General features: G+C 57.9%; 15 protein-coding genes. 7 read left to right on the top strand and 8 right to left on the bottom strand.

Annotation, left to right across the window (positions count from 1 at the left end):
• From DTF_RS22765 to DTF_RS0108905, 3 genes are all read right to left on the bottom strand, one after another.
• Nucleotides 1-1,545, bottom strand: a 1,545-nt coding sequence (locus DTF_RS22765) for a DUF748 domain-containing protein (RefSeq protein ID WP_193352693.1), incomplete at its 3' end; no start/stop codon positions are given.
• A gap of 206 nt (nucleotides 1,546-1,751) precedes the next feature.
• Nucleotides 1,752-2,327, bottom strand: coding sequence for a YSC84-related protein (locus tag DTF_RS0108910; protein ID WP_027715040.1), 576 nt, complete (start codon nucleotides 2,325-2,327; stop codon nucleotides 1,752-1,754).
• Between the two features lie 235 nt (nucleotides 2,328-2,562).
• Nucleotides 2,563-2,835 (bottom strand): hypothetical protein, encoded by a 273-nt coding sequence (locus DTF_RS0108905; RefSeq protein WP_027715039.1) that lies wholly within the window; start codon nucleotides 2,833-2,835, stop codon nucleotides 2,563-2,565.
• A 169-nt stretch (nucleotides 2,836-3,004) separates the two neighbouring features.
• Here DTF_RS0108905 and DTF_RS0108900 point away from each other — a divergent pair, with 169 nt between their 5' ends.
• The 5 genes from DTF_RS0108900 (at nucleotide 3,005) to DTF_RS0108880 (ending at nucleotide 6,502) form a co-directional block, all read left to right on the top strand.
• Nucleotides 3,005-3,922 (top strand): sterol desaturase family protein, encoded by a 918-nt coding sequence (locus DTF_RS0108900; protein WP_155890766.1) that lies wholly within the window; start codon nucleotides 3,005-3,007, stop codon nucleotides 3,920-3,922.
• 90 nt (nucleotides 3,923-4,012) lie between these two features.
• Complete coding sequence (locus tag DTF_RS22760) at nucleotides 4,013-4,921, top strand: hypothetical protein (protein ID WP_051361185.1); 909 nt, start codon at nucleotides 4,013-4,015, stop codon at nucleotides 4,919-4,921.
• 19 nt (nucleotides 4,922-4,940) lie between these two features.
• Nucleotides 4,941-5,381 carry a YbaN family protein gene (locus tag DTF_RS0108890; protein WP_051361184.1) on the top strand — a complete coding sequence of 147 codons (441 nt, stop codon included), beginning with the start codon at nucleotides 4,941-4,943 and terminating at the stop codon, nucleotides 5,379-5,381.
• Nucleotides 5,382-5,625: 244 nt separating this feature from the next.
• Nucleotides 5,626-5,997 (top strand): response regulator transcription factor, encoded by a 372-nt coding sequence (locus DTF_RS0108885; RefSeq protein WP_027715036.1) that lies wholly within the window; start codon nucleotides 5,626-5,628, stop codon nucleotides 5,995-5,997.
• 73 nt (nucleotides 5,998-6,070) lie between these two features.
• A complete protein-coding gene (locus DTF_RS0108880; protein WP_027715035.1) occupies nucleotides 6,071-6,502 on the top strand; it encodes an HAD domain-containing protein in 432 nt (143 codons plus the stop codon).
• A 14-nt stretch (nucleotides 6,503-6,516) separates the two neighbouring features.
• Here DTF_RS0108880 and DTF_RS0108875 read toward each other — a convergent pair whose 3' ends face one another.
• The gene (locus DTF_RS0108875; RefSeq protein WP_027715034.1) at nucleotides 6,517-7,173 is read right to left on the bottom strand and encodes a hypothetical protein; all 657 of its coding nucleotides are present in this window, start codon (nucleotides 7,171-7,173) and stop codon (nucleotides 6,517-6,519) included.
• 215 nt (nucleotides 7,174-7,388) lie between these two features.
• On the opposite strand from DTF_RS0108875, the gene DTF_RS0108870 reads away from it, so the two are divergent.
• Nucleotides 7,389-8,081 carry a sulfite exporter TauE/SafE family protein gene (locus DTF_RS0108870; protein ID WP_027715033.1) on the top strand — a complete coding sequence of 231 codons (693 nt, stop codon included), beginning with the start codon at nucleotides 7,389-7,391 and terminating at the stop codon, nucleotides 8,079-8,081.
• Nucleotides 8,082-8,094: 13 nt separating this feature from the next.
• Nucleotides 8,095-8,508, top strand: a complete 414-nt coding sequence (locus DTF_RS0108865) for a MarR family winged helix-turn-helix transcriptional regulator (RefSeq protein WP_027715032.1) — start codon at nucleotides 8,095-8,097, stop codon at nucleotides 8,506-8,508.
• 53 nt (nucleotides 8,509-8,561) lie between these two features.
• Here the strand turns inward: DTF_RS0108865 and DTF_RS0108860 are convergent, their stop codons facing one another.
• The 4 genes from DTF_RS0108860 to DTF_RS0108845 all read right to left on the bottom strand — a co-directional run bounded on the left by DTF_RS0108860 (nucleotide 8,562) and on the right by DTF_RS0108845 (nucleotide 13,253).
• Complete coding sequence (locus DTF_RS0108860) at nucleotides 8,562-8,756, bottom strand: CsbD family protein (protein WP_027715031.1); 195 nt, start codon at nucleotides 8,754-8,756, stop codon at nucleotides 8,562-8,564.
• 72 nt (nucleotides 8,757-8,828) lie between these two features.
• Nucleotides 8,829-10,424 (bottom strand): aspartate:alanine exchanger family transporter, encoded by a 1,596-nt coding sequence (locus tag DTF_RS0108855; protein ID WP_027715030.1) that lies wholly within the window; start codon nucleotides 10,422-10,424, stop codon nucleotides 8,829-8,831.
• Nucleotides 10,425-10,544: 120 nt separating this feature from the next.
• Nucleotides 10,545-11,615, bottom strand: coding sequence for a CNNM domain-containing protein (locus DTF_RS22755; RefSeq protein ID WP_035056384.1), 1,071 nt, complete (start codon nucleotides 11,613-11,615; stop codon nucleotides 10,545-10,547).
• 45 nt (nucleotides 11,616-11,660) lie between these two features.
• The gene (locus DTF_RS0108845) at nucleotides 11,661-13,253 is read right to left on the bottom strand and encodes a DUF748 domain-containing protein (RefSeq protein ID WP_035056382.1); all 1,593 of its coding nucleotides are present in this window, start codon (nucleotides 13,251-13,253) and stop codon (nucleotides 11,661-11,663) included.
• Between the last annotated feature and the right edge of the window lie 125 nt (nucleotides 13,254-13,378).

The following is a 13,378-nucleotide window of genomic DNA, read 5'->3' as shown; positions in this document are numbered from 1 at the left end:
TTCGACGTCCGCTTCCAGACGCAACGGGTCCTCGGGGGAGCTGCGCAGGCGGCCGTCAAGATTCAGCGCCCCGGAATCCATGCTCAGGTCGGCCAGAGGCCTCACATAGGGCTGGGCCCCGGCCAGCGCCACCCCGTCGAGGTCGAGTTTGAAATCGAGGACCGGCTCCGGCAGCACGGACATGGAACCGTCCAGAGTGACGGCCCCCCCTCTGGCCGCCCGAAACGAAATGCGGGTCGGGAATTGCGCACCGGGTTCATTGGTGATGCCTGTGATCTCCACGTTGACGGCATCGACTCCCCCCTCGGCGACCGGCTGTACGCCATGGTCTTCGAGGTGGATGGAGAGGTCATTGATGCCGAAGCGATTCAGCGTGATGCGCCAGGGTTCCGCCGGGCCCGCCGCGGCCGTATCCGGCTTTGCCTGCGACTCCTGCGCCTGCGCCTCCGCCGCATCCTCCGCGGGCACGGCATACATGATTTCCAGCACACCGGTCTCATCGCGGTAGAGGCTCACTCTCGCTCCATCGATATCGAAAGACTCCACCGCGACCACCTGCCGCGGCCACTCGAAACGACCGCCGGCGATCTTCAGCGCCGAGAGGGTCAGCAGCTCACGCTCCTGGGCAACTTTCGGCGACAGGCCCGGAGGGAATGTCCTTATCAGCATGTCCTCAAGCAGCAGATTGAAGTCTTCAACCGTCGCGGCAATGGTGCCGTCAGGCAACTTGGAGACGGAGTAGTCCAGGCCGATGTCGACATTGCCCTCGACGATATCGAAGCCGGCTTCGTTGCGGATATATTCGGACAAGAGCTCGAAGTAAGTACCGGTGATCGTCGCGTGGCCGGCGGTTTCCAGCGGGTTGAATTGCAGGCTGCCCGTCCAGCTGAGGGTGCTTCCTGTCTCGGTGGTGATGACGACCGACTGCTGCCCCGGGCGCTGCGGCAGCGTATTCAGATCCAGAATTGAGACGGTGATGGGGCCGAATTCGTGCTCCACCGGCTCGGCAGGGACTTCATCTTGCCAGTCGACCGAGCAGCGATTGATCTCCACATCATGAATCATGAGGCGCGGGAGGCCCGTCTCCTCTTCCGCCGCATCATCCTCGATGGGCGGCTCGGGACGATCGGCAACGAGGCGCGACAGATTCAAGGTGCCCTCTCTGTCCCGGGAGACGTAGAGCTTTGGCGCATCCAGCCGGAACTCGTCGAAGGTCCACGCCCAGCGGAAGAGCGAACTCAGCTGGAAATTTACGAAGATCCGATCGATACGCGACAATGGCTCGCGGAGGGGATCATCGAGCTCCAGCCCCTCTATGGTCAGGCTCAGAACGAAGGGGTTGATGGCCACCTTCTTCAGGCGGAGTTCCGAATCGAACTGCGACTTCACGATCTTGACGGCCTGCTTCTCCAGCAGCCACGGCGCCAGGAAGAAGCCCAACAGGGCATAGAGCGCGACTGCGATCGCCCCACCGATCAGGAGGCGGCGACGGCTGGCCAGAAATCCGGTCACCCGCCCGCTGCGTTGGTTTTCGCTCGGTGTCATCGCATCGTCCTTATGTCGGCGGGTCAACCGCCCGTCACCGGCAGCGCGAAGGTCTGCCAAAGGTCCGCCTGCCCGCCGGTCGTCCCCGACCGTGCCTGGTCATCCCCATACAATAGGGCTTGGAGTAGACAGCGCAGGCTTTGCGGGTGCAGGCGGCAATGCCGGTCTCCGGGTTGATCCCGACCAACCCGTAACGCCGATCTCCCTTATTTGCTCTTGTCCAGCTTGGTGAATTTCGAGCCTTTCAGGGAGACATCGGCCATCAGGCCCTTCACCCCGAACACGAAGCCGACGATGGGGTCCTTGAGGGTGGTGGTGTCGAGGCGCTCTCCGGCACCGATGTCCAGCAGTGCGACGTTGCCGTCGACGCCGGTCTCCCAGCCCTGGCTGGCGCGGAACTTCTTGAGCGCCTCATCGGTCATGAAGGCGATGACGATGTCCTTCTTCTGGGCGCCTATCTGGAGGCCGAAGGAGCCGGCGACGATGTTGTAATAATCCACCGTCTTGCCCCCGATCCGCAGCGCCCCTTCTCCGTACTCGCCACCGACGACAAAACCGCCCTTGATGACACCGGGCAGGATCAGCAGGCCCTTGGCGTTCTTGGCGAATTCCTCGGCGCCCTTGACTTCCTTGTAAAAACGTTCCAGGGCCACGTCGGCGCTGACGTCGATTTCCCTGGCCGTGGCGGCGCGGCTTTGCTCGACCATCAGAAATCCGCAAGCCAGCGTGAACCCTAAAGCAAAGACGCAAGCGGCATTTTTCAGCAAGAGTTTTCTTATCATGACTGCATCTCCTTTTCTCCTGGGGAAATCAGGGACACTCACCCACGTTTCCGACAGATTGCCAGAACCTCTGAGTGGTCAGACCTCTCTTCTGTCGAGGTCTGCCCCCTCACCCTCTTCTGCGCCACATCGACTCAATAAACGGTGATCTTTTCATCAGTTGTCTCTTTTCGTGAGACATTCGTCAACTTTCCCTGTGTCGACTTCGCTCCTACGATATCCTGCCTCACGACGTTTACAAGTCTTCGAAAAAAACAGCCTTTGAATCATCCCGTGCCAACGCGTCCAGCCGGCCCGCGAAGGCGATCACCGCTTCCGCCCTTTGTCGAAGCTCCGGCTCCTGCGCCTGCTTCAGGATGTAACCCGCCAGTTCTCTCAATTGGCCGGCGGCCTGAGCCTTCAGCGCCGTGGTCACCGTCTGACTTTTCCGAAAGAGGGCGCCGATCCCCAGGAAAAGGACGAGCGGCTCCCGAAGCCAATGAACAAGCATCTTCGGCGAACCGGTCATGTAAATTAGATTACCCTTCTTTTTCGGATTCGCCAGGGAGAACCCACCCTCGCTCTCGATTCCGGCTCATCCGGAGTAGATTCTTGACAGACGGTTGGCGTCTTTTAAAGTGATACGGAAATGCGGTGGCGGAAATCGTGTGAGTCCTTACCGAGGTGGGAGAATCATCATGCGCACCCGTTCGAAACGGAAAAAAGAGAAGCAGCGGGACGAATCGATGTCCCGGGAGCTTCCCTCCTGGCTCAGCGGCCTTCTGATCGTCGGAACCGTTGTCACCGTCGTCTACAGTGAACTGAAGCGTCCCCTGCGGGAGACGACGCAGGACAAGGTAAAAAGGGATGTGCGCAACGCCGCCATGTCCCTGATGACCGCGGCCACCATCTCCCTCACGGAGAAACCGCTGACCACCCTCCTGTCGAAAATGGTCCTCCAAAACCGCTGGGGGCTGCTCAAACTGAAGCGGCTTCCCGTCGGGGTGGACCTCCTTCTCTCCATCGTCCTGCTCGACTACACCCTCTACATCTGGCATGTCCTGACCCATAAGGTCCCCTTCCTCTGGCGCTTCCACCAGGTGCATCACGTCGACCTCGATCTCGACGCGTCCACCGCCCTGCGCTTCCATGCCTTGGAGATGGCCCTGTCCGTCCCCTGGCGCGCCGCCCAGGTTCTCCTCTTCGGGGTTTCAACCAAGGGGCTGGCCCTCTGGCAGACCCTCACGCTGATGGAGATCCTCTTCCACCACTCCAACATACGCCTGCCGTACGGACTGGAGCGCCGGCTCTGCCGTCTCATCGTCACCCCCCGCATGCACGGCATCCACCACTCCATCGTCCGGGAGGAGACGGATTCCAACTGGTCGACGATCTTCTCCTGGCCGGACTACGTGCACGGGACCCTCCGGCTGAACGTTCCCCAGGACGAGATCACCATCGGCGTGCCCGCCTACCTGAACCCGGAAGAACTCACTTTCGGCAAGCTCATGAAGATGCCATTTACGGCGGACCGGCCGAGCTGGCGACTAGTCGGTGACGGAAAACCGGAAAGAGAAGAGCCTCTGCCCCTATCCAGAACGACTCTTGCGAGCTGAATCCACGGGGGCGGGTTTATTTTTCATCCCCTCTTCGAGTACAATACGGTCTGAGCTCATTCATACTCATGCTCGGAGTCTAAAATAAGGATGAATAAACAAGCGCATTTCCAGGGGCTTTCCGGACTCATCTTTTTACTGCTTTTTCTGGCCTGCGCTTCCCTCTGCCGGGCCACCGATATATCTCCGACCCTGCTGGCGGGATCTTCGCTGCAGGTCCGCTCCACCGAAGAGGACGGCCTGTTCGGCGCGGAAGTCAACGGCATGATCGAGTATCCTTTCAGCAGGGTGAAAGAGGCCCTGACCGCTCCTGCCGCCTGGTGCGATTTCATCCCCCTGGTGTTCAATGTCAAATCGTGCATCCACAGCGTCCGCAAAGATCGAACCCTGCTGACACTCTTCATTGGACGCAAGTTTTTCGAACCTCCCGAGGACGCCCTTCAGCTTGAATACGTTTTTCGGATCCTCAAACAGGAAGAAGATCAATTGCGGGTCCTGCTCATCGCCTCGGAAGGTCCGCACGGCACCCGCGACTATCGTATCGAGGTCGAGGCTCATGCCGATGCGGATGGACGCACATTCATCCGGCTCAATTCCTCTTTCCGGCCGAGCCTGCGCAGCAAATTTGCAACCGGATTCTATCTCTCCACCACCGGCAGCGACAAGATCGGGTTTTCCGTGGTGGGAAAAGAGGGGGGTAAGCTTCTCTATGTGGGGGGTACCAAGGGAATTGTCGAGCGGAATGCAATGCGCTACTATATGGCCCTGAAAGCCTACCTCGATACCCTGCATGTCCCTGAAGAGAACCGGCTGGATGCCCGCTTGAACGCCTGGTTCGATTTAACCCAGGAGCACCCTCGGCAGCTCTATGAAATGAGCAAAAGGGAATATCTGAGCATCAAGCGGAAGGAGCGCAGGTATCAATTGGAGCTGCAGGGAAGCACGAACCCGTTTGAGGTCAATCGGAATGAGCGGCGAACGCATGCCGTCCAGGGCTGATCGTGGAGTTGATCCGGAGATGACCGACCTGAATACGGATTCAGGCCGAAGCGGCCGCCCCAAAAACAGGGCTGTGCGCTGGTGCCTCACCGCGGCAGGTCTGCTCAGTACCGGCCTGGCCGTACTCGGCATTTTCCTGCCACTTCTTCCGACTGTCCCCTTGCTGCTTCTGGCTGCTGCATGCTTTGCCCGGAGCTCCGAACGTTTTCACCGTCATCTTCTTGAACACCGCCGTTTAGGTCCGCTGATTCGTCCCTACCTGGCAGGAGACGGAATACCCCGAAAAGCAAAAGCCACGGCGATCATCCTGATCTGGCTCACCATTCCGGCATCGGCTCTCTACATCGTCCCCCTGTTCTGGTTGAAGGCACTGCTCATCGGCATAGCCGCCGCCGTCACAATTTATCTTTTGCTGCTGCCGACCCTCGATCCTGCCGGCCCTCGCTCCTGCGACTCCTGAATATAATCAGGGTGCGCTTGTCTCTCCAAGACGGTATGAAGGCCAATCCTTTTGACATTCCGTTTATCTCAGCTAATCTTCTCTCATATTCTGCGGAGGTTGCATTCATACACTCAAACCGGCCCTCTTGAATTGCCGCCTTCGCTTGAATCAATTCTGCCGATGGCGATAATTGCGCCGTGGTTCTGGAAAAAGCATATTTCAGCTAATTTGTGCATTTTATTTTTTCAAGAGGAGAGGACCTATGCCTGGTAAAAAAATCCTTCTGGTTGAAGACCAGGAAAGCCTGCTCAAACTTGAAAGCATACTGCTGACTTCCAGGGGATTCGAGGTCCGAGGAGTTTCCGACGGCCAGGCCGCGCTCGCCGCCATTGAAGAAGACATTCCGGACCTGATGCTGCTGGACATCATGCTCCCGGATCTGGACGGATTCGAGATCTGTCGAATGATCAAGGAAAAGGAGCGGACCCGGAAGATCCCCATCATCATGGTGACGGCAAGAAAGAGCCGCATGGACGTCCAGCTAAGCAAGGAGGCCGGAGCCGATGCCTACATCACCAAGCCCTTCAAATCGGCCATGCTCATAGAAACCATTCAAAAAATTCTCGCAAGATGAATCGAGGGATGTTCCGAGATCTTTGCCACGGCGAAATATTACGGCATGAGAGAATCGAAACCGGGGGGAAAGAATGAGGATCCTGTTCCTGGACATTGACGGAGTCTTGAATCATGAGGAGGGAAGCATCTATTTCGAAGACGAAAAGGTACGCATCCTCAACAAAATCCTGACGACCACCGACGCCAATCTCGTCGTCACCAGCACATGGAGGCTGGGGGCCACTCCGGAGGAAATGGACGAAGTCCTGTCTTCTAAGGGGGTTCTTCCGGGACGGGTTATCGGCGTCACTCCCTATCTCGATGATCAACGGGGACGGGAAATCCAGGAATGGCTTGAAACCTGGACACCCCGTTACCAGATTGAGAAGATCGTCATTCTGGACGACCGAAACGATCTCGCTCCATTGGATGGGGCTCTGGTCAGAACCAGCAAGACGATAGGGTTAACGGAGCAGGACGCCAATCTGGCAATTCAGTTCCTCAATTCAACGCAGCCCATCTGATCCGTCCTGAATCATCAGATCACGCCCTTGTCAGCCATGTTGTCGATCAGATCGGTGACCAGATCTTCAATCGCCCTGTTCGTATCCTTGTCGGATGAGATTTCCGCACGGGCCGACCAGACAGGCTGATCTGTGGCAACGAGATAAAGCGTCGTTTCGATGATATAGACCTCGTAGTAGGAAACCTCCGGGGGGTAATGGAGGACATCGTAGCTGCCGGAGTAGTATCCGTACCATCCACCGTACGGATCGACCCAGGGATGTGGACCCCCACCCCAGTACGGTCCTGTGTAGCCGCCCAGGCGTGTCGTATATCCCGGTTGCACGACCGTCTCCTGTCGGGTTCCGACAAGACGTGAAACGATAATCCCATCCACGTCCTGGCCCCCGATCCATTGTTCCATCTCTGCCTTCTCGGGGATGTCCTTCCCGGAAATCGACCGATAGCTCGGGGCGACTTTCAATCCGTATTGCTGGAGCTGGGCGACCATCTCATCCTCGAAGGTGCGTCGAAGCAGATCTTCCTCCGAAACCCCCAGCACCAGTATCGATTGGACTTGCGACCGCTTGAATTCAGGATCGACCCAGGAGGCGGTCAACTTTGATGAGACACAAGAGGATAGAAGCAGGATAAGCAGCGGCAGCAAGCAAGCCCTTGAATACGTTTTCATCCGAGACTCCCTGAAGGCACCTATTTCTTTATCGTTTTCTCTCTTCCTTTTCACCAGTATAGTCTCGGTTTCCGTCAGCGCAAATTCATCGATTTGTCAAAAACCCGGTATTTATTCGAACGAGTTCCTTGATTATCAAATTACTTGACAGACAAACGGATATCCGGCACTCTTGGGCTCATTAAATTTTCAGCTTCGGAAAGGAACAAATTCACATGGAGCTCGATCATCTCTTCTGGGCCGCCTTCCAGAGCAGCCTGATCCTGGGGCTGGTGCATGGCGTCAATCCCTGCGGCCACAGCTGGCTGGTACTCGCCCCCTTCATTGTCGGACAGAAAAAAGGCCGCAAAGCGGCCTTTCTGACGGTATCGTTCCTCGCCGGTACGGCCGCCGCGTGCCTTCTGCTGGGATTGACCCTGGGAGCGATCTCGACGGTGATTCCCGAGACCTTCGAATATTGGGTCGATATCGGCACCGCCGGCCTGCTCCTCCTGCTGGGAGCGGTGCTGATCATCAATCCCCACCTGCTGCACCACCATCACGACGAGGAGCACGGGCACGATCACGAACATGATCTGGACCATCTCAAGCCGGCCGCCAAGAGGCAGAGGATGGCCGGAGCCGCCCTTTTCGGGGTCGGCTTCGTCAACATGATCATTCCCTGCCCTACCGTGGCGATCATGTACGGCTACGCCCTCGACTCAGGGAGCGCATTGAAGGCAACGACGGTCTTCGGAATCTATGCCTTGGGTACGGCAGCTGCGGTGGCCGTAGTGATCTACGCCATCTTCCACGTCGCCCGCCTGCTCAAGACGTTAACCCAGGATTGGGTGGAGGATGCGCTCATGCGCGGCGCCGGAGTGATTACGATCATTTTCGCCGGCTATTCCTTCATCGCACATCTTTAGCAGGAGCACGATCATGACGGTGGAGATCCTGGCGCAGCAGATCATCGAATTCTACGAGAAGCTTTCCTCCTGGGAACATGCCGTGGTCAAGGACAGCGAACTGACCCCGGGGCAGATGCATGCCATCGAGATCATAGGCCACGAGAAATCGCTCCGCATGAAGGAGCTGGCGGAAAAACTTGGAGTGACCACCGGCACCCTGACCGTGACGGTAGACAAGCTCGAACGCAGGGGGTTGCTCGAAAGGCGGCCGCACGAAAGTGACCGACGCTCCTACCGGGTGGTCCTCACCGAGGCGGGTGGAAAGCATTTTGCCAGCCACCAGGAGTATCATCTTCAGCTGACCGGCGAGATCGCCGCCGTCTTGAGCAGCGAGGAGCTGGAGGTGTTCGGGCGGGTGCTGGAGAAAGTAGTGAAACAGCTATGAAAACAAAACCGCCCCGCGGAAAGCTGCGGGGCGGAATCGAACCTGAAGCCTCTTCAATGACGGGTGATCTTTCTGATTCCTCTCCCGGCGGCATCCCGGGTCCGGCCATACCCGACCTGGGCTTTTCCAAACAGTTTGAGAAAATGTCCGTTGATCCTGCCCATTCGATTCCCCGTCAGACGACACCATTGTTTCCTGAATTCTCCCCGGACCTGATTCATCTGTCCCCTGACCATCACAGCATTCATACTCTTGCCTCCTTTCCGCTCGAGTCCTTTAAACCCTTTAAACCAATTCTAGCACTTATTTTTCCGAGGACCTCACAAGATCAACAGCAGCACCTTGACAGCGATGATCTTGCCGATCAGCGCCAGGGGATATACCGTCGCATAGGCCGCGGGTGCGTAGGAAGTGGCGGAGAGGGAACCGGCGGCCGCAAGTCCGGAGGCGCTGGTCATCCCACCGACCAGCATTCCCAGCAGCCGCAGAAAACGGATGCGCAGCCACCGCAGGCCGATGACGGCCGTGACGGCAACCGGCGCCAGGGTAACCACGGCTCCCGAGAGGAGCAGCGGCAAGCCGTGAGACCGGAGGGTTTCGACAAAAGAAACCCCGGCCGAAGTGCCGACGGCCGCCATGAACAGAGCCAGCCCCAGATCGCGAATCAGGCGGTTGCCGGCCATGGGGACGTCCCAGATGAGGGGGCCGGTTTGATAACGGGCTCCGAGCAGAAGGCCGGCGATCAGGGTGCCGCCGGTGGTGCCCAGGGTTAGAGGACCGACAAGCGGCAAGGGGAGAGTCACCTGGCCGAGCATGAAACCGAAAAGGAGGCCGAGGAGGATCGGCAAAAGACTGACCTCGTAAGTCGCCTTGAGATCGTTGCCCAGTATGCGGGTGATATTTCGCAGCGAGCGCTCGTCGCCGACGGCATGCAGCACATCTCCGAGATGGAGCCGGGTATTCGCGTCGGCAGGCAGGTCTATGCCGTTGCGAGTGATGCGCGCGACCTGAACGTTGAAAGCCTCGCGAAAATTGAAGAAACCAAGAGTGGTTCCGGAAATTTCTCGTTTGGAGACGGTGATGCTTTTCTTGGTCAGCACCCGGTCGAAAGCGATCTCCCCCGCCACCGGTTTGCCGATGAAGAGTTCGACTTTCTCCAGATCGGAGGGACGGCCGACCACCCGCAGACGATCTCCTTCCTGCAGGACCGTATCGGCTCCCACCAGCACCGGCTCGCTCGCCCCCATCCGCAACAGGCGGCTGATGGTAACCGGGGCGATGCTCTTGAGGAAGATGTCGGCCACGCGCTTGCCGAAGAGGTTGGGGTTGGTGATCTCGATATGGTGGTAGGTGATCGGCGGATTGATCTCGGCCAACTCCCGGTCGAGGCTCTCTTCTTCAGCGGAGATATCGACCCGCATAAGGCGCGGCAGGACCTTGATGAACACAGCCACTCCGATCACGCCGAAACCGTAGGTGACGCCGTAGGCCGCCGGAGCGCTGCCGTGCCCGACCGTCTCCACCGCCACGGCCAGGGAGGGGGTGCTGGTCATGGCGCCGGAGAGAAGACCGGCGCCGATTCCTGCATCGAAGCCGAAGAAGCGGCAGCAGGCAAAAGTAGCCGCCGTACCTATCGCGGCCATCACGAGCACGCCTACGCCCATGGGCAGACCGTGGCTGCGGAAGGAGCTGATGAAGCCGGGCCCGGCCTGCAGGCCGACGGCATAAATGAACATGGCCAGACCGATGTCCTGTATCCCCTCCGGAAGGATGAAACCGAAATGTCCGAAGGCGAGTGCCACGAAGATGATCGCCGAGGGTCCGAGGGCGAGATTGCGGATGTTCACCTTACCCAGCAGTTCGCCGAGGGCGATGATCAGAATCAGAAGAAATATTTGATTTTGCAGCAGAACCATGGAGGGAAAACGTTTCCACTGGGCGAAAGAGGGAACCCGAAAGGTCCGGGCTGGCGGTGTGCACTGTTTAATACAGGATGAGGCGAAAGTCCAGAGGAAAACCGGTGTACGAATTAAATCTCAATCTCTTGCTGATGGATCATCCTCTTCAGGAACCAGTCCAAGTGTCCGGGCCCTCTTCCGCCAGCTTTCCCGAGCCAGGGCCCGCATGTCCACGGTTCTGTCCGCCTCATCGACGATTTCCAACCCGAGCAGCGTTTCAAGGATATCCTCCAGGGTGGCGAGACCGGCGGTCCCGCCGTAAGGGTCCTGGACCAGAAGAATATGCTGCCGCCGATTCAGAAGTATTTCCAGGGCGTCCGGCAAGCGGGTGCCTTCGGACAGAGCTGCGATTTCCCGTTGCATAGTCTTCAGCGGCCGGTCTTTTTCTCCTTGGGCATGGGCCAGCAGCACGTCGTTCTTGAGAACGAATCCGGTGATGTCATCCAAACCTCGTCCGTAGAGGGGAAGACGGGAAAATGCCATATCCGAATGGCGATTCACCACCTCGGCGACCGACATCGTTTCCGGAAGGGCGAAAATGACCGTCCGCGGCGTCATCACATCCTCCAGGGTCAGAAACCTGAGTTGCATGAGGTTCTTCAGCATCTTCGATTCGTCCTGCCCTAATTCGCCGGATTCGACCCCCAAATCCGCCATGGCGCTCAGTTCGTCTCTCTCGAAGACAGCTGCTCCCTTTTCCCTGGATATCAACCGAGTGAGCCATTCGGAAAGGAGCACCAGTGGAAAAAGAATGCGGATAAGCCATTGCAGAGGATCGGCCAGAACGGGTGCCAGAGAACGCCAATGGACGGCTCCGAGCGTTTTGGGGATGATCTCCGACAGGAAAAGGATCAACAGGGTCAGCACCACCGAAGCCAGTCCGACCCACTGACTGCCGAAAACCGCGGCGGCTTGGGCGCCGGCGCCCGCGGCTCCGATCGTATGGGCGACGGTATTGAGGGTCAGAATGGCGGCAAGAGGATGATCGATGTTCTCCTTGAAGCGTCGCAGAAGAGTTCCCGAACGCCGCCCCTCCCCTTCCAGGGTGGCGATATAGGCAGGCGTCACGCTCAGGAGAACCGCCTCCGCGATGGAACAGAGGAAAGAAAAGACGAGAGCCAGGGAGATATAGAGGAGGAGCAGATTCATTGGAAGCCCTGGATAATGGAGGTGATTCCGAGATCAACCCGAAATCTATTCCCGGAGATTATTCACTTCGCGCTCAAAGCCTGGAAGGATGGCATTAAAGAAGCCGTTCCGGATCAGAAGGAGAATAACTTCCAGTGTGTTGGCTTCCGGATCATCCAGCGGACCAGAGATGTCTATGCGTGTCGCCACTTCCTCGCGCGGTTCGTTTTCAAGAAGACTGCTGAGGCCACCCACAAGACCTTCGTACATCTTCTTGAAAATTCCTTCATCCTTTTCCTGTCGTTTATCGTAAACGTCCACATCCTCCAGTAAAGGCTTGAAATAACCGTCGATGCGATTTTCCTTCACGGAAACTTCTGAATAGAGGGAAAGAGTCCCGGCGACCACATCGACATTGCCATAGGCTCGCAGCAGATCATTCATCGATGGCAGCCTGGCTTTTTCGATTTGGAGGATAAGATCGAAATCAGCTCCCTTGTCTTCAGGCCGGAAGGTTGCCTCGGCGACGGCTTCCCCGGAACCCATGAATTTCCCCTTGAGATCGGCAGTGGCCGGCCCTCGCCGAAACTGGTTGGACAGGTTGGAGATGTTCAATTCAGTATCGCTGAGGAAAACCCGGTAGTCGGGGTCGGTCTCCTCGTTCACAAAACCGGCTTCGCCGGTCAACCGCAGGCGCTCGATGAGGAAGAGAAGGCCCGGTTTGTTGCTGACCTCCCCTGCCGCTTCCTTGACTTTCTCCGCCCGCTTTTTTTCCCGTTCGGCCGTTACGGCCGAATGGACGTAGTCGATGCGGATGCCGTCGATATCCAGGTGTTCGATGCGGGTCGCCTTGACGGACGGGGCGTATTCGATTCGTCCCTTGGCCGCCAGGTTGCCTCCTGTAACGATCAGGTTGACATGGGAAGAGACGGGTTTCAAGTCCTCGAGGGGAATCTCTGCCAGGGAAAACACGACGTCCACGGCCGGAAAGGGGTCGGCCAGAAAATCGGCCCGGCCGTCTATTTCGCCGCGCCCCCGGCTGAAAATATCGGCAGTCATGTAAACCGAAGAGGGATAGGAGTCCTGCGGTGACTGGACGTTCTGGATGTTGCGGGCTTCCAGCATGACCGCACTGAGCTCGATTGGGCGATCCTGCGCGTCCTCGATATACGTGAAGGAACCGTTGCGGATCTGAAGAAGGTTGATTCTCAGCGGATAGATCTGCTTGATGGCCTCCTGCCAGCCCCGTTTCTGCACCGGCACTTCGTCCTTGTTTTCCTCCCGCAACTGCTCCAGATTGACATGGATGCGGGGCTCTTCCAGCTGCCAGTCGGCCACCAGGCGTCCGGAAAACAGACTTCGCCAGTGGACACTGGCGCCCATTTCCGGGAAGACGGCCACCGGAGGATCGGGGTGGGCCTCCTGGGTGATGGTCAGTCCCCTGAGGGTCACGGATAAACCGATGGGATGAAGGTCGAGTTCCTCCAGTTCTGCTCTGTACCCGTCCAGGGCCTGGTTCATTCCCTGCACCATTTTCCGGCGCAACGGCTCTTCGAGGAAGGACGCAGCCGCGAAAAGAACCAGGAGCAACCCTGCCGAGATGACGGCGAACCAGATGAGAAATTTCGGCACTCCGGTCGGTCGGTGAATCTTTATCATGGATCTCACCCGATTGGATTCTGTTTCAGTCGAATCCAGTATACTCCCAACCACTCCAATTGAATTTCGATCAGGGCGGAAAACCCGGTGAGGAGATGCGTCTCCTTACCCCGAAGAAAAAGCCT

The sequence above is a fragment of the Desulfuromonas sp. TF genome (assembly GCF_000472285.1).
GTDB lineage: Bacteria > Desulfobacterota > Desulfuromonadia > Desulfuromonadales > ATBO01 > ATBO01.
The sequence above is the reverse complement of the archived record's forward strand: the minus strand, read 5'-3'. Positions and strand labels throughout refer to the sequence as shown.

Excerpts from the sequence above, each read along its gene's own strand:
- DTF_RS0108910 (WP_027715040.1), bottom strand. The coding sequence starts at position 2,327 with ATGATAAGAAAACTCTTGCTGAAAAATGCCGCTTGCGTCTTTGCTTTA.
- DTF_RS0108905 (WP_027715039.1), bottom strand. The coding sequence starts at position 2,835 with ATGACCGGTTCGCCGAAGATGCTTGTTCATTGGCTTCGGGAGCCGCTC.
- DTF_RS0108900 (WP_155890766.1), top strand. The coding sequence starts at position 3,005 with ATGCGCACCCGTTCGAAACGGAAAAAAGAGAAGCAGCGGGACGAATCG.
- DTF_RS22760 (WP_051361185.1), top strand. The coding sequence starts at position 4,013 with ATGAATAAACAAGCGCATTTCCAGGGGCTTTCCGGACTCATCTTTTTA.
- DTF_RS0108890 (WP_051361184.1), top strand. The coding sequence starts at position 4,941 with ATGACCGACCTGAATACGGATTCAGGCCGAAGCGGCCGCCCCAAAAAC.
- DTF_RS0108885 (WP_027715036.1), top strand. The coding sequence starts at position 5,626 with ATGCCTGGTAAAAAAATCCTTCTGGTTGAAGACCAGGAAAGCCTGCTC.
- DTF_RS0108880 (WP_027715035.1), top strand. The coding sequence starts at position 6,071 with ATGAGGATCCTGTTCCTGGACATTGACGGAGTCTTGAATCATGAGGAG.
- DTF_RS0108875 (WP_027715034.1), bottom strand. The coding sequence starts at position 7,173 with ATGAAAACGTATTCAAGGGCTTGCTTGCTGCCGCTGCTTATCCTGCTT.
- DTF_RS0108870 (WP_027715033.1), top strand. The coding sequence starts at position 7,389 with ATGGAGCTCGATCATCTCTTCTGGGCCGCCTTCCAGAGCAGCCTGATC.
- DTF_RS0108865 (WP_027715032.1), top strand. The coding sequence starts at position 8,095 with ATGACGGTGGAGATCCTGGCGCAGCAGATCATCGAATTCTACGAGAAG.
- DTF_RS0108860 (WP_027715031.1), bottom strand. The coding sequence starts at position 8,756 with ATGAATGCTGTGATGGTCAGGGGACAGATGAATCAGGTCCGGGGAGAA.
- DTF_RS0108855 (WP_027715030.1), bottom strand. The coding sequence starts at position 10,424 with ATGGTTCTGCTGCAAAATCAAATATTTCTTCTGATTCTGATCATCGCC.
- DTF_RS22755 (WP_035056384.1), bottom strand. The coding sequence starts at position 11,615 with ATGAATCTGCTCCTCCTCTATATCTCCCTGGCTCTCGTCTTTTCTTTC.
- DTF_RS0108845 (WP_035056382.1), bottom strand. The coding sequence starts at position 13,253 with ATGATAAAGATTCACCGACCGACCGGAGTGCCGAAATTTCTCATCTGG.